The sequence below is a fragment of the Sneathiella sp. genome (assembly GCF_036844445.1).
GTDB lineage: Bacteria > Pseudomonadota > Alphaproteobacteria > Sneathiellales > Sneathiellaceae > Sneathiella.
This window is the reverse complement of the sequence record NZ_DAIUFV010000002.1, coordinates 37,546-61,216: the sequence shown is the minus strand read 5'-3', so window position 1 is coordinate 61,216 and position 23,671 is coordinate 37,546. Positions and strand designations below refer to the sequence as shown.

The window sequence follows — 23,671 nt, the reverse complement described above, 5'->3', positions numbered from 1 at the left end:
TGATAGCAAAATCAATCCGCGTATAATCACGAATTAAAAATAGCAGAGAAGGATACCCATGACCTCCGGTTTTACCGACGGCGCCAACCCGTTTGATTTCAATCATCGCTATCAGGGGCCGCATTACACAGAGGATCATCGCGCCTGGCGGGCGACCTTGCGCGCGTTCATCGAGCAGGAAATCATGCCTCATGTCAACGACTGGGACGAGGCGGGCGAGTTCCCGCGTGAGCTTTACAGAAAGGCCGCCGCGATCGGCCTCCTCGGCATGGGCTTTCCCGAGGAATATGGCGGCACGCCCGTCGATGTTTTCTTCCGCATGATCTCGTCCGAGGAGATGGCGCGCACGGGCGCGGGCGGCCTGCATGCCAGCCTGATGGTCCACACCATCGGCCTGCCGCCGGTCCTCGCGATCGGATCGGAGGAGCTGAAAAAACGCGTCGCCCCGGCCGTGCTCGCAGGCGAGAAGATCCATGCGCTCGCCATCACCGAGCCCTCGGGCGGATCGGACGTCGCGAATTTGCAGACCCGCGCCGTGCGCGACGGCGATCATTATGTCGTCAACGGATCAAAGATGTTCATCACCGGCGGCATGCGCGCCGATTACTACACGGTTGCCGTCAGGACCGGCGAGCCGGGGCGGGGCGGCGTCTCGCTGCTGCTGATCGAGCGCGACCGCCCGGGCTTCACCCGCACGCCGCTGAAAAAGCAGGGCTGGTGGGTCTCGGACACCGCGGCGCTCTATTTCGATGACGTGCGCGTGCCGGTGGAAAACCTCATCGGCACGGAGAATGAGGGCTTCAAGGGGATCATGAGCAACTTCAACAGCGAGCGGCTCGGCATCGCGGCGGGGGCAACGGCCTATGCGCGCGTCTGCCTCGAGGATGCCATTGCCTGGGCGCGCGAGCGGAAAACCTTCGGCAAGCGCCTCGCCGATCATCAGGTGATTCGCCACAAGCTCGCCGAGATGGCCCGCCACATCAATGTGACGCAGGCCTATCTCGAACAATGCGCCGTCCGCGTCATGGCGGGAGAGCGGCCGGTCGCCGATCTCTCGCTGCTGAAGGTGCAGGCGTCGCAGACCATGGAATTCTGCGCGCGGGAGGCGATGCAGATCATGGGCGGCGCGGGCTACATGCGGGGCTGCCGGATCGAGCGGATCTATCGCGAGGTCCGGGTGATGGCCATCGGCGGCGGCTCGGAGGAGATCATGAGAGATCTTGCGGCCCGCCAGATGTCGATATAACTTAGAGAGCTAAGTTATGTAAAAACAGGGAGAAAAGAGACTATGAGCGTCGTGCATTATGACTGGCTGGCCCATCATACGGAACGGACCCCGGACAAGGAAGCGTGGGTTGACCTGCATTCCAACCGGGCTTTCACCTATGCCGAGGCCAATAAGCGGGCGCTCCGTCTCGCCGCCCATTTTCAGGACGCCTATGGCATCGGCCGGGAGGATCGGGTCGGCGTGCTCGCCATGAATTCCACGGACATGCTGGAAATTCAGGCGGCCTGCGCCAAGATCGGCGCGATCTTCCTGCCGCTCAACTGGCGGCTCACGGTGAGTGAGCTGGATTTCATCATCCGCGATGCGGCGCCGAAAGTCCTGATCCATGACAGCCAGTTTGCGGATGAGGTCGCGTCGCTCGAAAAATCGACGGGCGTGCCTTATACGCTGGAGACGAGCGGTGCGGGCGGGGAGACACCCTATGAGGCCGCCATCGCCGCGGCAAGCGAGACGCCTGTGCTTGCGCGGATGACCCATGATGATGTCTGGACCATCATGTATACCTCCGGCACGACGGGGCGGCCGAAGGGCGCGCTGAATACCTATGGCATGGCCTTTTACAATGCAGTCAACCTTGGCGGGCCGGCGCATATCACGCCGTCGGCGCGCAGCCTGACGATCCTGCCGCTTTTCCACACCGGCGGGCTCAACTGCTATACGTCCGTGGTGCTCTATTTCGGCGGGACGAGCCTTGTGATGCGCACTTTTGATCCCGGCGAGTGCCTGCGCCTGATCAATGACCCGTCGGTTGGCCTTACCCATTTCTTCGGCGTGCCGGCGAACTATCTTTTCATGAGCCAGCATCCCGATTTCGCGACGACCGATTTCTCGCGCCTCGCCTGCTCGGGCGTTGGCGGCGCCCCGACGCCGGTGCCGCTTCTGGAGACCTACAAGGCGCGCGGCCGCGCGCTGCAACAGGGCTACGGCATGACCGAGACGAGCCCGACCGTGTTCGTGCAGGATGCGGTCATGGCGCTCTCGAAACCGGGATCGGCGGGCAAGCTCGCGCTCAATGCCGAGGCGCGCATCGTCGATGAGAATGGCGAGGACGTGCCGCGCGGGGAGATCGGCGAGCTGTGGGTGAAGGGACCGAATATCACGCCCGGCTACTGGAACCGGCCCGAGGCGAATATCGACTCCTTCACCGATGGCTGGCTGCATACCGGCGATGCCTGCCGCATGGATGCGGACGGGCATTACTATGTCGTCGATCGCTGGAAGGATATGTATATCTCGGGCGGGGAGAATGTGTATCCGGCGGAGGTCGAGAGCGTGCTGTTCAAGATGCCGGAGATTGCCGATGTCGCCATTCTCGGCGTCCCCGACCCGCGCTGGGACGAGGTTGGCTGCGCCGCCATCGTGCTGGCGCCCGGCAAGACGCTGACGCCCGATGACGTGATTCTCTATTGCCGCGACAAGCTGGCCCGCTTCAAGATCCCGAAACATGTCGTGTTCATGAAAGAACTGCCGCGCAATGCGACCGGGAAGGTCCTGAAGCGGGTGCTGAAGGAAGAACTCGGCGACCTTGAGGCCGCCGGGTAGGGAAGGGGCTTAGGCCTCCCAGTTGAAGCGGAGCGGCTCCTTGCGGACGAAGCGCGCGACCGCGTCGCGGTTATACTCCGTCTTGAAGCAGATCTCCTGCGCCGAGGCCTCCATCTCGAGCAGTGACGTGGCGTCGAGGTCGAGCGACTGGTTGGTGATCCGCTTGGTGAGGGCGAATGCCTGCCGGCTTGCCGGCTGCAACCGCTTTGCAAGGGTGAGGGCGGCGTCGGCGAGCTCCTCCGCCGGATGCACGTCGAAGGCGATGCCGATGGCCTTTGCCTCCTCGGCGAGGACCGGGCGGCCGGTGAACATGATCTCCTTCGCGCGCTGCATGCCGATCATGCGGGGCAGGGTGTACATGATGGCGCAGTCCGGCACCGCACCGATGCGGCCGAACACCGAGCAGAAGCGCGCCGTCGGGCTGCAGAGGATGAAATCGGCGCAGAGCGCGAGCGCGAAGCCGCCGCCATAGGCCGCGCCGTCAACCGCGGCGATCACCGGAATTTCCAGGTTGCGCAGGCGCCCGATCCAGTCGTTGATGGCATAGATGCGCTTGCGGTAATCGGCGCCGGGCTCGCCGTCTTTGGGCTGGTTTTCCAGCATCCCCTTGATGTCGCCGCCGGCGCTGAAGCAGCCGCCGCTGCCGGTCAGGATCAGCGCGTCGATATCGTCGCGGCTGGAAATATCGCTGACGGCGGCTGCGAGATAGCTTTGCAGCTCCTGCGAGAAGGGATTGCGCCGCTCGGGGCGGCTGAGGGTGATGGTGGCGATGCCATCCACGACCGTCATGGTGGCGACTGGTTGTCCGGACATTCTATCTATTCTCCCTGTTATTGTTGTTTGAGAGGGGCTTTAAAAAAACCAACCGGCGCGAGGCCGGTTGGAATGCTTGGCTCAGATTGTCGTGAAAGGGGCCCCGATCAGGCGCCTTCCATACCGACAATGGCGATCGAGCAGATGTTCTGATGCGGGAAACCGCCGAGGTTGTGGGTCATGCCGAATACCGGCTGCTCCTTGCGCTGGCGATCACCGGCGCGGCCCTGCATCTGCAGATACATCTCATAGATCATGCGAAGGCCGGAGGCGCCGATCGGGTGACCGAAGCATTTCAGACCGCCGTCGATCTGGCAGGGGATCTTGCCGTCGGCATCATAGAAACCGTCCATGATGTCGTTGACTGCCCGGCCTTCTTCGGAGATGAACAGGTCTTCCATCGTCACCAGCTCGGTGATGGAGAAGCAGTCATGCACTTCGAACATGCTGATCTGGTCGCGCGGCTTGGTGATGCCGGCTTCCTTGTAGGCCCGGTTGGCGGCCGCCCGCGTGGTGACGAAATGGCTGCCATCCCAGGAGTTATGCTGGGCTTCGCGGCCGTTGGAGGCGGCAAGCTGCAGCGCCTTCACGGTGACGAGATCGGTTTTGCCGAGCGAGCGGGCAATTTCCGGGGTCGTGACGATGGCGCAGGCCGAGCCGTCACTCACGCCGCAGCAATCGAAGAGGCCGAGCGGCTCCGCGATCATCGGGGCGTTCATCACCTTGTCGATGTCGATCTTGTTGCGCAGGTGCGCCTTCGGGTTTTTCGCGCCGTTGTCATGGCTCTTGACCGAGATATGCGCCATCGCCCGCTTCAGGTCGTCCTTGTTGACGCCGTGCCGGGCGGTATAGGCGGAGGCGAGCTGGGCGAAGTTGCCCGGCGCCGACGCGTTGGCCCAGAAGAGGTCGTTGACGGAGCCGCGGTTACGCTGCGGCAGGCCGCCGTAGCCGGTATCCTTCAGCTTCTCGACGCCGAGCGCGAGGGCGATGTCGCAGGCCCCGGAGGCAACCGCGTAGACGGCGCCGCGGAAGGCTTCCGAGCCGCTTGCGCAGTAGTTTTCAACGCGCGTTACCGGAATATTCGGCAGGCGCAGCGCCATCGAGAGCGGCACGGCGGACTTGCCGACATGCTCTTCCTCGATGCCCGTGGCGAGCCAGGCCGCTTCGATCTGGCTCTTCTCGATGCCCGCATCGGCGAGCGCCTCGACATATGCCTCGATCATCAGGTCTTCGGCATTGTCATTCCAGCGTTCGCCAAACCGCGAGCAACCCATACCCAGAATGGCAACTTTATCTTTAATCCCTGAGGCCATCGTTATTCTCCTTTTTTCGCCGCCCCGTCCGGAGCGGCTTTCCAGAAATAGCGCCTGAAGTTGCGCTTGTTGTCGTAATCCTTGACACGGAACATCATGCGCATGGGCGTTCCCACCGCCATTTCCATATCCGGCGGAACGTCGGTGAAGTCGCTCATCAGCCGGCCGCCGCCTTCAAACTGCACCATGCCGTAATAGGCGGGCGGATCGGGCGAATAGGTGAGCCGGTCGGCGGTAAAGGAGTTGACCTTGGAACTCCGTTCGGCGAAGGGGTAATCCTCCTGCGTGTCGATGGCGCCGCAGTTCTCGTTGACGCACATCCGGGACTTCGGAAACTGCACTGTACCGCACTGGGAGCATTCGCCGCCGATCATCGACTGCACCATCTCCTTGTTACGATATAGTGTCGTGAGGCCGGTTTTCTTGTCCGTTTCGGCGCGAATTCCGCGTTCCATCTTCACAAGATCGTGGAAAGCGAGGAATTTGCTGTAGTTGGTTTCCGCATAACGGCGCTTGAGATAGCCCGAAACACCGCGGCGGGCCGGCAGCGAGGTGATCGCGTCGGTCACTTCAAAGAGCAGCGCATCGCTGCCCTGGCCGAAGCTGGCGACGAGGATCTTGTCGCCCGGCTTCGCGCTTTCGAGGGCATGCGCCAGCATGACCATGGAATGCGCCGTGCCGGCTTCGCCGACGTTGGCCTGCAGGTTGTCGGCAACCGCGCTTTCCGGGATACCGACTTTCTTGGCAACCGCTGCGGCCGAACCGCGGGCGGCAAGCGGGAAGCAGAAGGTGGTGATATCGGCAGCTTTCACGCCGGTCGCTTCGAGAACGGCATTGACCGCCGCCGGAACGATTTTCACGACGCCTTCGTCACGGATCCAGCGCTCTTCCCAGGAATAGTCGTAATCTTCGTTTTCGCCGCGGAAATGATCGACGAAGTCAACGGCTTCCGTGTGGCTGCCGAGCAGCCGGGCGATGACCTTGCCGGTGCCGACGAGGAACGACGCGGCGCCGTCACCGGAGGTCAGCTCAAGCGGGCTTGCGGCCAGGGTTTTGCGTTTTTCCGATGCCGTGAACAGGATCGGGCCGCTGCCGCCCTTGGCGACCTGCAGGGCAACGGCGAGAGCCGCGCTGCCGGCGCGCTGCGAGGAGGCGAAGTCGAGCGTCTGCAGATTGCTGCGAAGCGCGAGCGCGTCGGCGACAATGCCGGCGTTCTGACGGTCGACGAAGGGGAAAGTGGTTGAGGCCATGTAAACCGCCGTGACCTGATCACGATCAAAACCGGTCAGGCAGTCGCGTGCCGCTTCAACGGCCATGGTGACGCTGTCTTCGTCCCAGTTGGCCATGGCGCGCTCGCCCTTGGCCAGCCCTTTCAGGCCCGGGTTGAACCAGGCGTGCGCCTTGGCGATCTCACTGCGTTGCAATCGGCTTTGCGGGATATATCCCCCGTAGGCCAATATTCCTACTTCCATTTGGATAGGCTCCTTATTCTTATTTCTTGATGCCGCTCACTATATCGTTACCTTTAGCGCAGGAAACTGTTTTTTTCCATTTTTGCTGCGCTGACACTTAACGCTCTTCCGGCAGTCTAGAGCGTGCCATATGTCATTGCCAGAAATTATTGTGGACGCAAAGAAAAATTAACAGTCCAATACGCGAAAATCGGGGATTTTTCGCTTAACCCTTTTGTGCCGCATATGCTATCAAGGTGAAAAATAAAAATAAATGTGGAGTCATGAATGACCGTCTTCTCTTCTAAAATCGTCTCTTCATCCGATGCTTTTGCGACCAACCGTCGCGAGATGCTGGCGCTGGTCGACGACCTGCAGGCCCTGAAGGACCGGGCGACGCAGCTCTCTGAAAAGCGCCGCAAGGTGTTTGAAGAGCGCGGCCAGCTTACCCCGCGCGAGCGCATGGTGCGCCTGCTCGATCCGGGGATGCCGTTTCTCGAACTCTTTGGCCTTGCCAACTACACCGTCGATACGCCGGACCGCGAGAAAAGCATCCCGGGCGCCAGCGCGCTGGCCGGGATCGGCTTTATCAAGGGCGTGCGCTGCATGGTCTACGCCAGCGACAGCGGCATCAACGCCGGCGCGATGACGCAGAAATCGGGCGAGAAGCTGCGCCGCTGCCAGGATATGGCCATCGCCAAGAAGCTGCCCTTCGTGCATCTCGTGGAAAGCGCGGGCGCGAACCTTCTGAAATACCAGGTGGAATCATGGGCGCATGGCGGCGGCGGTTTCCAGCGCCTTGCCAAGCTGAGCGCGGCGGGTATCCCGACGCTGGTGGTGCTGCATGGCCCGTCAACCGCGGGCGGCGCCTATTTCCCGGGCATGAGCGATTATGTGATCGGCATCAAGGGGCGCGGCCGCGCCTCTCTCGGCGGCGCGGCGCTGGTGCGCGCGGCAACCGGCGAGATCTCGGATGAAGAAGAGCTTGCAGGATCGGAGATGCACGCCTCGGTCACCGGCCTCGTCGAATATCTCGCCGAAGATGACGCGCATGGCCTCGCCATCGCCCGCGACATCATCGGCCGCCTCGGCTGGAACGAGCATTGCCCGAAGCCAAATATCCGCAGCTATCAGGAACCCGTCTACAGCCCCGATGAGATCGCGGGCGTGGTGCCGGTCGATTATCGCAAGCCCTATGACGTGCGCGAGGTTGTCGCCCGGCTCGTCGACGGCTCGGATTTCGAGGAGTTCAAGCCGCGCTATGGCTCGACGCTGGTCTGCCTGCAAGCCTCCATCTTCGGCCATGCCTGCGGCATCGTCGGCAACAACGGCCCGATCGATCCGGACGGGGCGGCGAAGGGCGGGCAGTTCTTCCAGCTTTGCGATCAGGCCAATATCCCGCTCATCTTCCTCAACAACATCACCGGCTACATGGTCGGCAAGGAATATGAGCAGAAGGGCATGATCAAGCATGGATCAAAGATGATCCAGGCCGTCTCCAACGTCCGTGTGCCGAAGATCACGCTCTATATCGGGGCGAGCTTCGGGGCCGGCAACTACGGCATGGCGGGCCTTGCTTATGATCCGGATTTCCTGTTTGCCTGGCCGAATGCGAAAACCGGTGTGATGGGCGGCGAGCAGGCCGCGCTCACCATGGACCAGGTCGCCCGCAGCGGCGCCGAGCGCAAAGGCGTTCCTGTCGATGAGGAGGCGCTGGCGGCGCAGAAGCAGCGGCTGATTGATCATTTCGACAGCCAGGCCGATGCCTTCTACACCTCCGGCCGGCTGCTCGACATGGGGGTTATCGATCCGCGCGACAGCCGCAAGGTGATCGGTTTCGCCCTGCAGACCTGCTGGGAAGCGCGTCATCGCGCCGTGCAGCCGAACAGCTTCGGCGTCGGCCGGCTGTGATGCATGCAGTCCTCTTCGCGGTATAATAAAGATCAAAGAAAAGACAGGCCCGTAAAATGAGAAAATTCAATAGTATACTGGTTGCCAACCGGGGCGAGATCGCGGTTCGGGTGATGCGCACGGCGAAAAGCCTCGGCTATCGGACGATTGCCGTCTATTCCGAGGCGGACGCCAAGGCGCTGCACGTCGCGATGGCCGACGAGGCGGTGCTGATCGGCGCGGCGCCGGTGCAGCAGTCCTATCTCGACAAGGAGAAAATCCTCGCCGCCGCAAAGGCGACGGGGGCGGAGGCGATCCATCCCGGCTATGGCTTCCTCTCCGAGAATGCGGATTTCGCCCGCGCCTGCGAGGCGGCGGGGATCGTCTTCATCGGCCCGACCGCCGAAGCCATCGACCTGATGGGCAACAAGGCGGCGGCGAAGCGGCGCATGATCGCGGCGAATGTGCCCTGCGTCCCGGGCTATGAGGATCCGGACCAGTCGGACGCGACGCTGATCGCGGCGGCGAAGAAGATCGGCTTCCCGATCATGGTGAAGGCGGCCGCTGGCGGCGGCGGGCGCGGCATGCGCCTCGTGCAGGATGAGAAAAATCTTGTCGCGGCGCTCGGTTCCGCCCGCTCGGAAGCGCTCAACGCCTTCGGTTCGGACGAGCTGATTTTGGAAAAAGCGATCATCGAGCCGCGCCATGTCGAGCTGCAGGTCTTTGCCGATACCCACGGCAACGTCATCCATCTCGGCGAGCGCGACTGCTCCGTGCAGCGGCGCCACCAGAAGGTGGTCGAGGAAGCGCCCTGCCCGGTGATGACGGAGGAGCTGCGGGCCCGCATGGGTCAGGCGGCCGTCGAGGCGGCGCGCAGCATCAACTATCGCGGCGCCGGCACGGTGGAATTCCTGCTCGATGCGGCGGGGGAATTCTATTTCCTCGAAATGAACACCCGCCTGCAGGTGGAGCATCCGGTCACCGAAATGATCACCGGCCTCGATCTTGTCGCGCTGCAGATCCGCGTCGCGCAGGGCGAGACGCTCGGCATTGCGCAGGAGGATGTGCGCCTCACCGGCCATGCCATCGAAGTCCGGCTCTATGCCGAGGACACGACGCAGGACTTCCTGCCCTGCACCGGGCGCATCACGCGCTGGCTGCCGGCGGAGCTTGACGGCGTGCGCTTCGACAGCGGCATCGGCACCGGGCAGGAAATCTCGCCCTTCTATGATCCGATGATCGCCAAGGTCATCGCCTATGGCGACAGCCGCGAGACGGCGCGCCATCGCCTGATCGAGGCGCTGAAGGAGACGGTCCTCTTTGGCCTGACCACCAATCGCGGCTTCCTGATCGATATCCTCGCGGAAGAGAAATTCGCCCGCGGCGAGGCGACGACGGCCTTTATCGGCGAGCTGTTCGATGAGAGCCGCTTGGCCGCGAAGGCGCCCGCCGACGGCGAGGTCGCAATGGCCGCCGTGCTGCTCTATGAGGTCGAGCGCAACCGCGCCCGCGAGGCGGCGATTTTCGTCGATGCGGAGCTGCTCAACTGGTCAAGCGCGAGCCCGCTGATCAGCCGCTATATTTTCGATGCGGTGGAGGAGGCGATCGACACGACCGTCTCCCCGCAGAGCGACGGCAGCTATGAGGTCACCGTGCGCGGCAACAAGGTCACGATTGAAGTTGTCAATCGCGGCGCCAATCGCGCGCAGCTCACCGTCGATGGCAAGCGCCAGCGGGTGCATTTCGATGCGGCGGAAGAGGGCATCATCGGGCTCACCCACGAGGGGCGGACCTATCGCCTCGTCAACCGCCTGGCCTTCCCGCTGGGCGCCGAGGCGACGGCGGGCAGCGGCCATGTCGCGGCGCCGATGCACGGCACCTTGCTTGATGTGTTTGTGAAGTCGGGCGACAGCGTCACCGTCGGAACGCGGCTTGCGGTCCTCGAAGCGATGAAGATGCAGCATGACATCCTTGCCGATATCGACGGCGAGGTGGCGGAAGTTTTCGCCGTCGCCGCCAATCAGGTATCGCTCGGCGACATGCTGTTCGAAATCACGCCGGCGGACGCGTGACCTTATAAAATAACGACAATGATATGGGGAGATCCGTAAAATGTTGACAGAAGCCTATGATTTCCGGGACGAAAGCGAAGCGCTCTACAAGCTGCTTGAGCCGCTTGAGGACGCAGATTACGAGCGCGTCACCTTGTTCAAGGACTGGACGATCAACGACGTTCTGCAGCATCTGCATTTTTTCAATTATGCAGCGGATCTGACCCGCATCGATGAGGAGGAATTCAAGCGCGTTTACGCGGCGATGTCGGAGATCCGGACGAAAACCGATTCGCTCGTCATCGCCACGAATGAGATGCTGAAGGGCCTTAAAGGCAAGGCGCTTCGCGAAGCGTGGCGCGAATATTACATCGAGATGGCCGAGAAATTCGCCCAGGAGGACCCGAAGCGCCGCCTGATCTGGGTTGGCCCGACGATGAGCGCGCGCTCCAGCATCTCGGCGCGGCTGATGGAAACCTGGTCCCATGCGCAGGAGGTCTATGATGTCCTTGGCGTCGAGCGGGAGAATACCGACCGTATCCGCAGCATCGTGGTCATCGGCATGAACACCTTCAACTGGACCTTCATCAACCGCAAGGAACCGATCCCGGGGCCGGTGCCGCATGTCCGCCTGACCGCGCCGTCGGGCGCCATCTGGGAATGGAACCCGGAGAATACGAATGACAGGATCGAAGGCGAGGCGGCGGAATTCTGCCAGGTGGTGGCGCAGACCCGCAATGTCGCCGATACCAGCCTTCGGGTCAGCGGCGATGTCGCGACGCGCTGGATGGCGGTCGCGCAATGCTTCGCCGGCGTGCCGCGCACCCCGCCCACACCCGGCACCCGCGTAATCAACCGTAAAAGCGCGTAACGCGGGGAGGCCGGATCCGATGACTGCTCATCCGAAATACCCGCATCTCTTCTCGCCGCTCGATCTCGGCTTCACACGGCTCAAGAACCGCGCCCTGATGGGATCGATGCATACGGGGCTGGAGGAGGCCGAGAACGGGTTCGAGCGCCTTGCCGCCTATTTCGCCGAGCGGGCGAGGGGCGGCGTCGGGATGATCATCACCGGCGGCATCTCTCCCAACATGGAAGGGGGCAAGGGCGCGAAGCTCTCCAATGATGCCGAGGTCGCCGAACACCGGATCGTCACCGAGGCGGTGCATGCCGCGGACCCGGACGTCAAGATCTGCATGCAGATCCTGCACCGCGGGCCGCTCGCGCCCGATGATCCCGTTGCGCCGTCGCCGGTCCGCTCGCGGATCATGAAGCGGCCGCCGCGCGAGCTCGATGCCGAGGGGATCGAAAAGCAGATCAGCGATATCGTGAACTGCGCGGTCTGCGCACAGAAAGCGGGCTATGACGGGGTCGAGGTGATCGGCTCCGCCGGCTATCTCGTCAGCACGTTTCTCGTCGAGCATACCAACCGGCGGACCGATGAATGGGGCGGCTCTTTCGAGAACCGGATGCGCTTCCCGCTCGAGATCATGCGCCGCATCCGCGCCGCGGTGGGGCCGAATTTCATCCTGATCTTCCGCATCGCCGCGATGGACATGCTGCAGGGCGGCATGGCATGGGACGAAGTGGTGATGCTCGCCAAGGCGCTTGAGAAAATCGGCGTCAATATCATCTCGACGCATTTCACCTGGCATGAGGCGCAGGTGCCGACGATTGCCACCATGGTGCCGCGTGCGGCTTTCACGCAGGTCACGGGACGGCTCCGCAAGGAGCTGAACATCCCGATGATCACCAGCAACCGCATCAACATGCCGGATGTCGCCGAGGCGGTCCTGGCGCGCGGGGACGCGGATATCGTCTCCATGGCGCGCCCGATGCTCGCCGATTCCGAGCTTGTCAGAAAGGCCTTCGACGGCCGCGAGGATGAGATCAACACCTGCATCGCCTGCAACCAGGCCTGCCTTGACCATACCTATACCGGGCAGGAGGTAAGCTGCCTCGTCAATCCGCGCGCCTGTCACGAAACGATCCTGAATTACAGGCCGGCGACAGCGGCGAAGCGGATCGCGGTCGTGGGTGCCGGGCCGTCCGGGCTTGCCTATGCGACGGTTGCGGCGGGGCGCGGGCACAAGGTCACGCTCTATGATGCGGCGCCGGAGATCGGCGGGCAGTTCAATCTCGCCAAGCGCATCCCGGGCAAGGAGGAGTTTTACGAGACCATCCGCTATTATAACCGGATGATCGAGAAGCTCGGCATCGAGCTACATCTGAATACCCGCGTCGATGCGGATATGTTGGCGGCGGCGGGGTTCGACAAGGTGGTGGTCGCAACTGGCATTTCGCCCCGCGTTCCGGATATCGACGGGATCACGCATCCGAAAGCGGTGAGCTATATCGACGTGATCCTCGGCAACAAGCCGGTCGGGCGGAAGGTCGCCATCATGGGCGCGGGCGGCATCGGCTTTGACGTCGCCGAGAAGATCACCCACAGCGGCACGCCCGGCTCGCTCGATGTCAATGTCTTCGCAAAGGAATGGGGCATCGACTTCAGGAACCATCCGCGGGGCGGCGTGACCGGGGTGGAACCGGTGGTCGCGAGCGCCGACCGGGAAGTGACGCTGTTGCAGCGGAAAACATCAAAGGTCGGGCGCGGCCTTGGCAAGACGACGGGCTGGACGCACCGGCTCGCCCTGTCGCGGCGCGGTGTGAAGATGATAAGCGGGGTTGAATATCTGCGTATCGACGATGCGGGGCTGCATCTTCTTATCGACGGCCAGCCCGAGACGCTTGACGTCGATACCGTTGTCATCTGCGCCGGACAGTTGCCGCTTCGTGATCTTTATGATGCGCTGGTCGAGCGCGGCGTCGATGCCGAGCTGGTCGGCGGCGCCTATGAGGCGATGGAGCTTGACGCCAAGCGGGCGATCAATCAGGCGAGCTATCTCGCCGCCGCGGTGTAACAAAGGAGCGTGCAGGTGCGGATCGTTACGCCGCGCCTGCAACAAATCCCTGAAGCTCTGCCGCCCTCATGCGGATAATCTCCGGCCCGCCGAAGGTGGCGCGGTTGAAGCCGATCCGCTTGAACCAGTAATGCAGCCCCATCAGATCCGTATAGCCCATGCCGCCATGCACCTCGATGGCGGTGCGGGCGACGAAACGGCCCGTCTCGTCCATATGCGACTTGGTGAGCAGGGCGGAAAGCGCGGCGTCCTCCGGCAGGTGATCGGCGGCGTAAGCCGAATACCAGACGAGCGACTGGCAGGGCTGCAACTCCGCCGCCATTTCGGCGCACATATGCTTGACCGCCTGGAACGAGCCGATGACGCGGCCGAACTGCTGGCGCTCCTTCGCATAGTCAACGGCGCGGCGGAGCATCTCCTCGCCCGCGCCGAAACTCTCCGCCGCCAGAATGACGCGCCCGGCGTTGATGAGCGCGTCCAGCATCGCCGGCGTCCCGTTCGGGAGCGGCTCGGCCGGCGCATCCTCAAGCGTCAGTTCAGCGAGCGGGCGGGTCGGATCGATGCTCGGGAGAACGTCCTTCTTGACGCCCGGGGCATCGCCGCGAAGGAGATAGAGGTTGCCAGCGCTGTCCGCGATGATGAAGGCGGCGGCATCCGCGCCGTCGAGCACGAAAGATGCTTTTCCGTTTAACCGGTTATTTTGTGATTTTACGGTAGCGTCCCGGCGCGCGCCCGCCGCATATTCCGCAACCGCAATGCCAATGGTGGTGATCTCGCCCGACGCCAGTTTTGGCAGCCATTCCTGCTGCTGCGCAGGACTTCCCGCACAGGATAACGCGCGGGGCGCCATCACGGCCGTGCCGGCAAAAGGCACCGGCGCGGCGGCCCGGCCAAGCTCGATCCCGACAATCGCCGCCTCGATGAGGGTGAGACCGGAGCCGCCATATTCCTCGGAAATTAAAAGACCGGGGAGGCCGAGCGTGGCAAGCTCGCGCATAAGCGCCGCATCCGTGCCGTGGCCGCCCGCGGCATTTTTGCGAAGGCGATCGAGATCGACGGCACGCGTGAGCAGGCCTTTAAAACTTTCCTGAATGAGAAGCTGTTCTTCCGAAAGACCGAAAAACATGGGCTATCCTTTCGCGAGTTTCGGCTCGCGCGGCATATCGAGGCCGCGTTCGGCAATGATGTTTTTCTGGATCTGCGCCGTGCCGCCGCCGATGATCAGCCCGAGATCATACATATAGAGCTGCTGCCAGATGCTGTCGTGATGGATGGAGGGAACGCCGTCGTAAAGAATGCCGACTTCGCCCAGGATATCGATGGCGAAGGCGTCGATCTGGTGATTGAGCTCGCAGCCGAGCAGCTTGCAGACCATGTCGGCGATGTTGCGCGGCTTGCCGCTCGCCGCCTCGGTGATCAGCCGCATCTCATGCAGGCGCATACCCTGCACCCGCGCCTGCAGGCGAATGAAGCGGTCCATCAGGACGGGGTTGGAGAAAAGCGGCTCCCCGCCCATGGTTTCGTTTTTCAGCAGTGCAGCAATCTTCTGCAGCCGCCCCGCCGCGTGATTGGCGCTCGAGAGCATGCCGCGCTCATGGGCGAGGGTGCTGTTGGCGACCTTCCAGCCCTTGCCGCGCCCGCCGACGACCTGCGTTTTCGGCACCCGCACATCGGTGAAGAACACCTCGTTGAAGGAGGGGTGCCCGGTCATGGTCTGGAGCGGGCGGATATCGATGCCGGGGGTGTCCATCGAGAAGATGAGATAGCTGATGCCGTCATATTTCCCGGCCTCGAGTTCCGTTCGCACGAGGCAGAAAATCATATCCGCGACATGCGCGCCCGAGGTCCAGATTTTCGAGCCGTTAATGACGAAATCATCGCCGTCCTCATGGGCGCGGGTCTTCAGGCTGGCAAGATCGGAGCCCGATCCCGGTTCGGAATAGCCCTGGCACCAGAAAATATCAGCGCGGATGGTAGGCTCGATCCACTGCTTCTTCTGCTCCTCCGTCCCGTGCTCGAGCAGGGTCGGCACCAGCATGGAGATGCCCTGGCTGTAAAGCCCGGGCGGCAGGCCGGCGTTGAAGAATTCATCGGTGATGATCTTCGACTTCAGGATATCCGGCTCCGCTCCGAAGCCGCCATATTCCTTCGGCACGGTGCGGCTCGCATAGCCGTGATCAATCAGCAGATTCTGCCATGCCTTGACATCGGCGGCGTACTTGCGCGGCTGCAGCCGATAGGAATCGGCTGTATCCTTTGGCGCCAGATGGCCGTGGGTCGCGATAAACTCCCTGACTTCCGCCCGGAAAGCCTTGTGTTCCGCCCGATCGGCGAGATCCATTGCCGTGTCCTTTAGTCCGGAGAAATGCCCATCATCTTGGTGATGACTTTCAGCATCACCTCATCGGCGCCGCCGCCGATGGAGGTCAGGCGGAAGTCGCGGAACTTGCGGGAGATCGAGCTTTCCCACATATAGCCCTGACCGCCCCAGTACTGCAGGCAGCTGTCCATCACCTCGCGCTGCAGGCGGCCGACCTTGAGCTTCGCCATGGAGGCGAGCAGGCTCACATCCTCGCCGTTGATGTAACGCTCGACCGCGTGATAGGTGAGGGCGCGAAGGGCCTCGACCTCAGTCTGCAATTCGCCGAGGCGGTAATGCACGACCTGGTTATCGAGGATGGACTTGCCGAAGGCCTTGCGCTCGCGCGTGTAGGCGATGGTTTCCTTGATCGCCTCCTCCATCACCCGCGGTCCGCGCGAGGCGGCGAACAGGCGCTCTTCCTGGAACTGCTTCATCTGGTAGATGAAGCCGAGATTTTCCTCGCCGATGCGGTTGCGCTGCGGCACGCGGACATCATCGAAAAAGAGCTGCGCCGTGTCGGAGGACATCATGCCGATCTTGCGGATCTTGTGCTTGGTGATGCCGGGGCTGTCCATCGGCACGATGATCAGCGACTTGTTCTTGTGCACCGGGCCGTCCCCGGTGTTGCACAGGAGGCAGATCCAGTCGGCCTGCAGGGCGTTGGTGATGAACATCTTGGAGCCGTTGATGATGTAGTCATCGCCGTCCTTGCGCGCCGTGGTCTTGAGGCTTGCAACATCCGATCCGGCGGCCGCTTCCGTCACGCCGACGCAGCCGACCATATCGCCGGCGATGGCGGGCGCGAGATAGTCGCGGCGCAGCTCGTCCGAGCCGAAGCGGGCGAGGGCCGGGGTGCACATGTTGGTCTGCACGCCGATCGCCATGGCGACGCCGCCGCAATTGATATAGCCGAGCGCTTCGGAGGCGACGGCTTCATAGGAATAGTCGAGCCCGCTGCCGCCGAACGCTTCGGGCTTGCTGATGCCGAGAAAGCCGAGGTTACCCATCTTCTTGAAAAGCTCATGGGCGGGGAACTGTTCCGCTTCCTCCCATTCGTCAACATAAGGGTTGATTTCCGCCTCGATGAATTTCTTCAGGCTGTCCGAAAGTTCGCGATGTTCCTGGGTCAGTATCATTGTTTTTCGCCTTATCCCGGTTCTTGTTATTATCCGGCAAACCGCATTTTGCGGGATTGTCTTTTGATGGTCCTTACACTAACATGCATGAATGAATGTTACAAATCAATATTCGTATTCGCGCAACAAAAGCGCTCACGCGGCGGGACGGGAGGCGGGCCGGCGCGGCGCGCGCGCGGCGCATTTCCGGCGCAAGGTGGGTCCGTGCTGGTAAATCCGGGGCGGAATGAGCGGCGGCGGCGGCGGCAGGAGGAGCGGCGGCTCGAAACCCGCCAGCGGCTCGTCGATGCGACCATCACGCTGCTGAACGAGCGCGGCGCGGCGCAGCTCACCATGGAGGAGGTCGCGCGCGAGGCGGGGCTGACCCGCGGCGCCATCCAGTATCATTTTGACAGCCCGAAATCGCTTCTCGTTGCCTGCGTCGATGAGATCGCCCGCCGCCTCAGCCGCTATCTCGATGCCGAAGAGCTGACCCGCCTGCCGCTCGATGAGCGGATCGATCGGGTGATCGATGAATACTGGGCCGGCTTTCGCGGCGCGAATTATACGGCCTTTATCGAAATTGCGGTGCGCGGGCGACAGGATAGCGAGTTTGAAGAGGCGATACAGGCGGCGCTCAAACCACTCGAGCAAGAAAGAGATATTGTCTGGCAGAAAGTTTTTGCCGATAGTAGGCGGAACAGGGAGGAAATAAAATCCTGGCGTCAGACGCTGCTGATCACGCTGCGCGGCCTGGCGCTGACAAATATGATATCGGGGGACAGCGATAAAGTTTCGGTGCAAATCGATCAATTCAAAGCTATGTTCAAAAAATACCTCACCGAATGAGCCGGGCGGGGGAAATGCAGCACAAGAAAGAAGAAAAAATGCATACAATTCCACAATGCGAATGTCTCAAACTTGAAGTCAAAGGGCCGCGTCTCAACCTGACGTTCAACCGTCCCGATCAGCGCAACGCCATCAACACCCAGATGGGTTCGGAATTTGCCGCCGTTCTCGACTGGCTCGAAAAGACACCGGAAATCCGCCTCGTGGTGCTGCGCGGCGCCGGCGGGCATTTCTGCGCCGGCGGCGACATCAAGGAGCGGCGCGGCATGGCCGAAGAGGTGGTGACGCCCGATCACGATCCGATCATGGAGCGCAACCGCAAGGCCGGTCTCGCCTTCATGAAATTCGAACGGCTGCCGCAGACGACGATAGCGGTCGTTGAGGGCTCGGCCTTTGGCGGCGGCATGGGCTATGCCTGCATGGCCGATATCACCATTGTCGCCGAGGGCGCGCGCATGGGGATGCCCGAGACGACGCTCGGCGTTGCCCCGGCGCAGATCGCGCCCTTTGTCGTGAAGCGCATCGGCCTCACCCGCGCCCGCCAGCTCGCCCTGACCGGCGAGCGCTTCGATGGCCGCAAGGCCTATGAATATGGGATCGCGCAGTATCTTGCGCCCGACAGCGAGATCGACGCAACGCTTGAGAAGGTCGTCGACAAGGTGCTGCAGTGCGGCCCGCTCGCCAACGCTGCGACGAAGGAGATTATGCTGACGGTCGGCACGCTGCCCGAAGAGGAGATGGTCGCCTTCTCGGCGCGCAAATTCTCCGAGCTCAACCGCGGCCCGGAAGGCAAGGAAGGCCAGTCGGCCTTCGCCGAGAAACGCAAGCCCGCCTGGCAGGTCGAGGCCGAGAAAGCGAAAGGATGATCCAATGAGCAGTGCAAAGACAATCCGTATCGGCGGCGCTTCGGGTTACTGGGGCGATTCCCAGGACGCGCCGCGCCAGCTCGTGATGAAGGGCAATGTCGATTATCTCGTCTTCGATTATCTTGCCGAAGTGACCATGTCGATCCTCGTGCGGGCGAAGCAGAAATCGCCCGAGCTTGGCTATGCCCGCGATTTCGTTGATCTCGCCATGAAGCCGCTGCTGCATGAGATCAAGGCGCGCGGCATCAAGGTCGTGGCCAACGCCGGCGGCGTCAATGTCGAGGCCTGCGCGGCGGCGCTTGCCAAAGTCGCGGCGGAAGCGGGCGTCGATCTCAAGATCGGCACCGTCGATGGCGACAACCTCTCCGACGACCTGAAGGCGCTCCGCGGCGAAGGGATTTCGGAAATGTTTTCCGGCAAGCCGATGCCTGATGGGATGATCAGCGCCAACGCCTATCTCGGCGCCTTCCCGATTGCCGCCGCGCTCGATAACGGCGCGGATGTGGTGATTACCGGCCGCTGCGTCGACAGCGCGGTCACTTTGGGCCCGCTGATTCATGAATTCGGCTGGACGGTGGATGATTATGACCGGCTCGCGGCGGGCTCGCTCGCGGGGCATATCCTCGAATGCGGCGCGCAGGCGACCGGTGGCAACTTCACCGACTGGCGCGATACCGTCGATGGCTGGGACGACATGGGCTACCCGATCGCGGTCTGCCGCGCTGACGGCACCTTTGCCATTACCAAGCCCGAAGGCACCGGCGGCATCGTCTCGCGCCTGTCGGTGGGCGAGCAGATCCTCTATGAGATCGGCGATCCGACGGCCTATATCATGCCGGACGTGATCTGCGATTTCTCGGGCGTGACACTGACCGAGACGAAGAAGGACTGGCTGGAGATCGCCAACGCCAAAGGCCGCGCGCCGACCTCGACCTACAAAGTCTCCGGCACCTACAAAGACGGCTTCCGCGCGACCGCAACGACGGTGATTACCGGCTTTGACGTGGTGGAGAAGGGGCGCGCCTATGCGGAGGCCCTGCTGAAGCGCACGCGCCGGCTGTTCCTGGAGCGTAACCTCGGCGACTACCGCGAGACGGCGATCCATCTGATCGGCGCGGAAACGCTTTGGGGCTCGAACGCGCAGCCGAGCGCGGCGCAGACCCGCGAGATCATCACCCGCATCGATGTCCGCCATGATGAGAAGGAGGCGCTCGAACTCTTCTCCAAGGAGACAACGGGCGTCGGCCTTTCGATGACGACCGGGCGCTGCTCGGGAGGCGCCTCGGGGCGGCCGAAGGTGACGCCAGTGGTCGCGCAGTTCGCCTTCCAGATTGACAAGGCGCGGATCGAGCCGAAGGTGTATATCAACAATAAACCGGTTAATGTGGATATACCAAAACCTGCGCAATATTCCCCCGTTCCGAAAATGCAGCATGCGCCGACGGAGCCTCAGGAGACGCCGGCGGGCGAGCTGGTGGAAGTGCCGCTGATCAAACTTGCCGCGGCGCGAAGCGGCGATAAGGGCAATAACGCCAATATCGGCGTCATCGCCCGCAAGGCGGAATATCTGCCCTGGATCAAGGCAAGCGCGACCGAGGCGGCCGTTGCCGACTATTTTGGCCATGTGCTGAAGGGGACGGTTTACCGCTTCGATCTGCCGGGGATGGATGCCGTCAACTTCCTGCTGACCGACACGCTCGGCGGCGGCGGCACCTCGACGCTGCATCTTGATAACCTCGCGAAAACCTATGCGCAGCAGCTGCTGGCGCTGCCGATCCGCGTGCCGAAGGAGGTCGCCGAAAGCCTCAACTAACGAAAGCGGTCTGACAGGGAGGTAACAAGGGAGAAAATGACCCATCCACTCGAGCCGATGCTGCGGCCGCAGTCCGTTGCGATCATTGGTGCATCGAACACACCGTCACGGATCGGGGGACGACCGATCCATGCCATGCAGGTCGGCGGGTTCAGGGGCGACATTTATCCGGTCAACCCGAACCATGAGGTCATCCAGGGCCTCCCGGCCTATGCCTCCATCCACGAGGTTCCGCAAGGGATCGACTGCGCGATTATCGCGGTCGCCGCAAAGCTTGCCGTGCAGGCGATGCGCGACTGCGCCGATCGCGGGGTCAGAAGCGCGATCATGTTTACCTCCGGCTTTGCCGAGCAGGGCGACGAGGGCGCGCGGGCGCAAGCGGAGATTGCCGGCATCGCCCGCGAGTGCGGCATGCGCATCCTCGGCCCCAACTGCCTTGGCGCTCTCAATATCGAGGCGGGCTGGTACGGCACCTTCAGCAACGCCCCCTCGGTTCTGAAGCTGCCGCCCGGCCCGATCGGGATCGTCAGCCAGAGCGGCGCCTATGGCGGGCATGTGTTCACGGTCTCGCAAGCGCGCGGCCTCGGCTCCAACTACTGGGTGACGACGGGGAACGAATCGGATGTCGATGTCGCCGAGGTCATCGGCTACTACGCGCAGAACCCGGAAGTGAAGGTCATCCTCGCCTATGCGGAAGGGATGAAGAATGCCGATCGCATCTGCGAGGCGCTGGAGATGGCGCGCGATGCGGAAAAGCCGGTTGTCTTCATGAAAGTCGGCAAGACGGCGGCTGGTGCGGCGGCCGCGGCATCGCACACCGCCTCCCTCGCCGGGGCGGATGCGGTCTATGATGCGCTGTTCCGCCAGTATGGCGTTTACCGCGCCGAAACCACCGAGGAATTCATCGACATCGGCTATGCCTGCCAGTTCGGGCAGTATCCGAAAGGACGCAAGATCAGCTTGCAGACCGTCTCCGGCGGCGTCGGCGTGCAGATGGCGGATGCGGCTGTCAAATACGGCCTTGAGGTCACGCCGCTCCCCAAAGAGACGCAGCGCAAGCTGAAGGAGATCATTCCCTTCGCCGGCGTCGGCAACCCGGTCGATTTCACCGCCCAGGCGCTCAACCAGCCCTCGCTGATGAAAGCGAATGTCGAGCTGACCATCGACGAGGCCGATTTCGACAGCCATATCGTCTATCTGTCGAGCGTCGCATCCTCGCCCTTCACGCGTGATGTGTGTATCGAGCTTTTCAGCGCGCTGCGGGAAAAATATCCCGACGAGGTGATGCTGATGAGCATCATTGCGCCGCGCGAGGTGGAGAGCATTTACGAGCAGATGAACCTGCCCTGCTTCGAGGATCCCTCGCTCGCCGTGCGGGCGATGGCGGCGCTGGTGCATTTCAGCGAGGTGTTCGCGCGCGGCCGCCCGCAATCTCCGCCGGCGCTCCCCGACGGGACGAAGCCTGCCCCGGCCGAGGCAGTCGCGGAGCATGAGGCGAAGGCGATCCTCGCAAGTAATGGCATCCCCGTCACGCGCGAGCGTCTTGCGTGTTCCGCAGAAGAGGCGGTCGCCGCCTGGCGCGAGATGGGCGGTCCGGTGGTTCTCAAGATCGCCTCCCCCGATATCGCGCACAAGACGGAGATCGGCGGGGTTCTGCTGAACGTGAGTGGCGAAGATGCGGTTGCCGACGGCTTTGCACTGCTGATGCAGCGGGCGAGGGAGGCGGCGCCCGGCGCGCGGATCGATGGCGTGATCGTCGCCGAGATGGTAAAGGGCGGCGTGGAGACGGTGATAGGCGTTGTCTGCGATCCCGTCTTCGGCCCGGCGGTGATGTTCGGCCTTGGCGGCGTTTTCGTCGAGGTGCTGAAAGATGTGACATTCCGTCTTGCGCCCTTCGGCGTGGACGAGGCCCATCGGATGATTGATGAGATTGCGGGCCGGGCGATGCTGGACGGGGTGCGCGGCGCGCCGCCTGCGGATATCGCGGCGCTGGCCGAGGCGCTCTCGAAACTATCGGTTTTTGCGGCGGAAAATGCGGACAGGATCGAAACGATTGACGTTAATCCGTTCATCGTCCTGCCCGAGGGGGCCGTTGCGGTTGATGCACTGATTGTGCCGAAAGGAAAAAAATAATGCGAGCGTTTGAAGGTATAAAGGTTCTGGATTTCACGCAGGTTCTGGCGGGGCCGGTGGCCACGCAGATGTTCTCGCTTCTCGGCGCGAATGTGGTGAAAATCGAGGCGCCGGGGAAGGGCGATCAGCTCCGCAGCACGCTCTCGGATCCGGAAATGATCGCCAAGCGGCTCTCGCCCGCCTTTCTCACCGTCAATCTCAACAAGCGCAGCCTCGCCATTGACCTCAAGTCGGAGGAGGGACGGGAGATCGTCTATCGTCTGCTGGAAGATGCGGATGTGGTGGTCGAGAATTTCAGCCCCGGCGTCGCCAAGCGGCTCGGCGTCGATTACGAGGCGCTGAAGGCGCGCAAGTCCGACATCGTCTACTGCTCGATCAGCGGTTACGGGCAGAAGGGACCGCGCAGCAACGACAAGGCCTATGATTCCGCCATTCAGGCCGCGGCCGGTATTTTCATGCTGAACGGCCATGAGGAGACCGGGCCGACCCGCATCGGCATCATGGCGATTGACATGTTTACCGGCATCAACGCGGCGTTCGCCATTTCCTCCGCGCTGTTCCGCCGCGAACGGACGGGCGCGGGGCAGTATCTCGATGTCGCCATGTATGACAGCGCCCTGATGCTGGCCGGGCCGCAGATGTCCGATTTCATGGTGCGCGGCAACGTCCCGCCGCTGATCGGCAACCAGTCGCCGACGCGCCAGCCGACCTCGGGGGTTTATGATACCAAGGACGGCAAGAAGATCCTGCTCGCCGTGCTGACGTCGGAGCATAACGATATCGTGTTCCGCGCCATCGGCCTTGGCCATCTTCTGGAGGATCCGCGATTCGCGACGCCCGATGCGCGCCGCGACAATCTGAAGGAGGGGATCGAACTGGTCGGCGCGACGATGAAGCAGAAGACGCTGGCCGAATGGCTGGAGCTGATGGGCAAGATCGGCATCGCCGCGCAGTCGGTCCGCACCCTCGCCGAGGCGACGTCGGACGACCAGCTTGAGCACCGCGGCATCATCGTCGAGGCGGAGGGGATCGCGGGCTTTGACGACGCCATGCGCCTTGTCGGTATTCCCTTCATCGCCAATGAGGACAGCCCGATCAACCGCGCCCACCCGCCGGCCGAGATCGGTGAGCATACCGGGGAGGTGCTGAAGGAACTTGGTTTCGGCGATGACGAGATCGGGAGAATCCTCGCACTGAACAAGGCCTGAGCGGGGGCGAAAGGCGGGCCCGGCGCGGGCCCGGCGCGCCACGGCGTCAATGTCTT

Annotated in this window: 17 protein-coding genes; 11 read left to right on the top strand and 6 right to left on the bottom strand. The window is 62.7% G+C overall.

The annotated features are described in order from the left end of the window. Window positions 1-58: 58 nt before the first annotated feature. Together V7Z56_RS03585 and V7Z56_RS03580 are read left to right on the top strand one after the other, a co-directional pair. Window positions 59-1,246, top strand: a complete 1,188-nt coding sequence (locus tag V7Z56_RS03585; protein ID WP_334127985.1) for an acyl-CoA dehydrogenase family protein — start codon at window positions 59-61, stop codon at window positions 1,244-1,246. A 42-nt stretch (window positions 1,247-1,288) separates the two neighbouring features. Then, window positions 1,289-2,830 (top strand): acyl-CoA synthetase, encoded by a 1,542-nt coding sequence (locus V7Z56_RS03580; protein WP_334127984.1) that lies wholly within the window; start codon window positions 1,289-1,291, stop codon window positions 2,828-2,830. Between the two features lie 9 nt (window positions 2,831-2,839). Here V7Z56_RS03580 and V7Z56_RS03575 read toward each other — a convergent pair whose 3' ends face one another. The 3 genes from V7Z56_RS03575 to V7Z56_RS03565 all read right to left on the bottom strand — a co-directional run bounded on the left by V7Z56_RS03575 (window position 2,840) and on the right by V7Z56_RS03565 (window position 6,428). Continuing rightward, a complete protein-coding gene (locus V7Z56_RS03575) occupies window positions 2,840-3,643 on the bottom strand; it encodes an enoyl-CoA hydratase/isomerase family protein (protein ID WP_334127983.1) in 804 nt (267 codons plus the stop codon). 107 nt (window positions 3,644-3,750) lie between these two features. Next, a complete protein-coding gene (locus tag V7Z56_RS03570; RefSeq protein WP_334127982.1) occupies window positions 3,751-4,956 on the bottom strand; it encodes an acetyl-CoA acetyltransferase in 1,206 nt (401 codons plus the stop codon). A gap of 2 nt (window positions 4,957-4,958) precedes the next feature. After that, window positions 4,959-6,428 carry a hydroxymethylglutaryl-CoA synthase family protein gene (locus tag V7Z56_RS03565; RefSeq protein WP_334127981.1) on the bottom strand — a complete coding sequence of 490 codons (1,470 nt, stop codon included), beginning with the start codon at window positions 6,426-6,428 and terminating at the stop codon, window positions 4,959-4,961. A gap of 267 nt (window positions 6,429-6,695) precedes the next feature. On the opposite strand from V7Z56_RS03565, the gene V7Z56_RS03560 reads away from it, so the two are divergent. From V7Z56_RS03560 to V7Z56_RS03545, 4 genes are read left to right on the top strand one after another with little or no spacing between them, the layout of a single operon-like run. Then, window positions 6,696-8,318, top strand: coding sequence for an acyl-CoA carboxylase subunit beta (locus V7Z56_RS03560; RefSeq protein ID WP_334127980.1), 1,623 nt, complete (start codon window positions 6,696-6,698; stop codon window positions 8,316-8,318). Between the two features lie 56 nt (window positions 8,319-8,374). Then, window positions 8,375-10,369: an acetyl-CoA carboxylase biotin carboxylase subunit gene (locus V7Z56_RS03555; protein WP_334127979.1), complete on the top strand. Its 1,995-nt coding sequence runs from the start codon at window positions 8,375-8,377 to the stop codon at window positions 10,367-10,369. A gap of 40 nt (window positions 10,370-10,409) precedes the next feature. After that, window positions 10,410-11,219 carry a TIGR03084 family metal-binding protein gene (locus V7Z56_RS03550; protein ID WP_334127978.1) on the top strand — a complete coding sequence of 270 codons (810 nt, stop codon included), beginning with the start codon at window positions 10,410-10,412 and terminating at the stop codon, window positions 11,217-11,219. Window positions 11,220-11,238: 19 nt separating this feature from the next. Then, window positions 11,239-13,269 (top strand): NADPH-dependent 2,4-dienoyl-CoA reductase, encoded by a 2,031-nt coding sequence (locus V7Z56_RS03545; protein ID WP_334127977.1) that lies wholly within the window; start codon window positions 11,239-11,241, stop codon window positions 13,267-13,269. Window positions 13,270-13,294: 25 nt separating this feature from the next. Here the strand turns inward: V7Z56_RS03545 and V7Z56_RS03540 are convergent, their stop codons facing one another. Genes V7Z56_RS03540 through V7Z56_RS03530 form a run of 3 tightly spaced genes read right to left on the bottom strand, consistent with a single transcriptional unit; the run spans window position 13,295 to window position 16,767 of the window. Next, a complete protein-coding gene (locus tag V7Z56_RS03540) occupies window positions 13,295-14,395 on the bottom strand; it encodes an acyl-CoA dehydrogenase family protein (protein ID WP_334127976.1) in 1,101 nt (366 codons plus the stop codon). Window positions 14,396-14,398: 3 nt separating this feature from the next. Next, window positions 14,399-15,610: an acyl-CoA dehydrogenase family protein gene (locus tag V7Z56_RS03535; protein WP_334127975.1), complete on the bottom strand. Its 1,212-nt coding sequence runs from the start codon at window positions 15,608-15,610 to the stop codon at window positions 14,399-14,401. A gap of 11 nt (window positions 15,611-15,621) precedes the next feature. Continuing rightward, window positions 15,622-16,767 (bottom strand): acyl-CoA dehydrogenase family protein, encoded by a 1,146-nt coding sequence (locus V7Z56_RS03530; RefSeq protein WP_334127974.1) that lies wholly within the window; start codon window positions 16,765-16,767, stop codon window positions 15,622-15,624. 204 nt (window positions 16,768-16,971) lie between these two features. Here V7Z56_RS03530 and V7Z56_RS03525 point away from each other — a divergent pair, with 204 nt between their 5' ends. From V7Z56_RS03525 to V7Z56_RS03505, 5 genes are read left to right on the top strand one after another with little or no spacing between them, the layout of a single operon-like run. Beyond that, the gene (locus tag V7Z56_RS03525; RefSeq protein WP_334127973.1) at window positions 16,972-17,595 is read left to right on the top strand and encodes a TetR/AcrR family transcriptional regulator; all 624 of its coding nucleotides are present in this window, start codon (window positions 16,972-16,974) and stop codon (window positions 17,593-17,595) included. Between the two features lie 38 nt (window positions 17,596-17,633). After that, the gene (locus tag V7Z56_RS03520) at window positions 17,634-18,461 is read left to right on the top strand and encodes an enoyl-CoA hydratase/isomerase family protein (RefSeq protein WP_334127972.1); all 828 of its coding nucleotides are present in this window, start codon (window positions 17,634-17,636) and stop codon (window positions 18,459-18,461) included. Window positions 18,462-18,465: 4 nt separating this feature from the next. Beyond that, a complete protein-coding gene (locus V7Z56_RS03515; RefSeq protein ID WP_334127971.1) occupies window positions 18,466-20,274 on the top strand; it encodes an acyclic terpene utilization AtuA family protein in 1,809 nt (602 codons plus the stop codon). A 36-nt stretch (window positions 20,275-20,310) separates the two neighbouring features. Beyond that, a complete protein-coding gene (locus tag V7Z56_RS03510) occupies window positions 20,311-22,407 on the top strand; it encodes an acetate--CoA ligase family protein (RefSeq protein ID WP_334127970.1) in 2,097 nt (698 codons plus the stop codon). Next, window positions 22,407-23,615 (top strand): CaiB/BaiF CoA transferase family protein, encoded by a 1,209-nt coding sequence (locus V7Z56_RS03505; protein ID WP_334127969.1) that lies wholly within the window; start codon window positions 22,407-22,409, stop codon window positions 23,613-23,615. The genes V7Z56_RS03510 and V7Z56_RS03505 overlap by 1 nt, the downstream gene beginning before the upstream one ends. The last annotated feature ends 56 nt before the right edge of the window (window positions 23,616-23,671 follow it).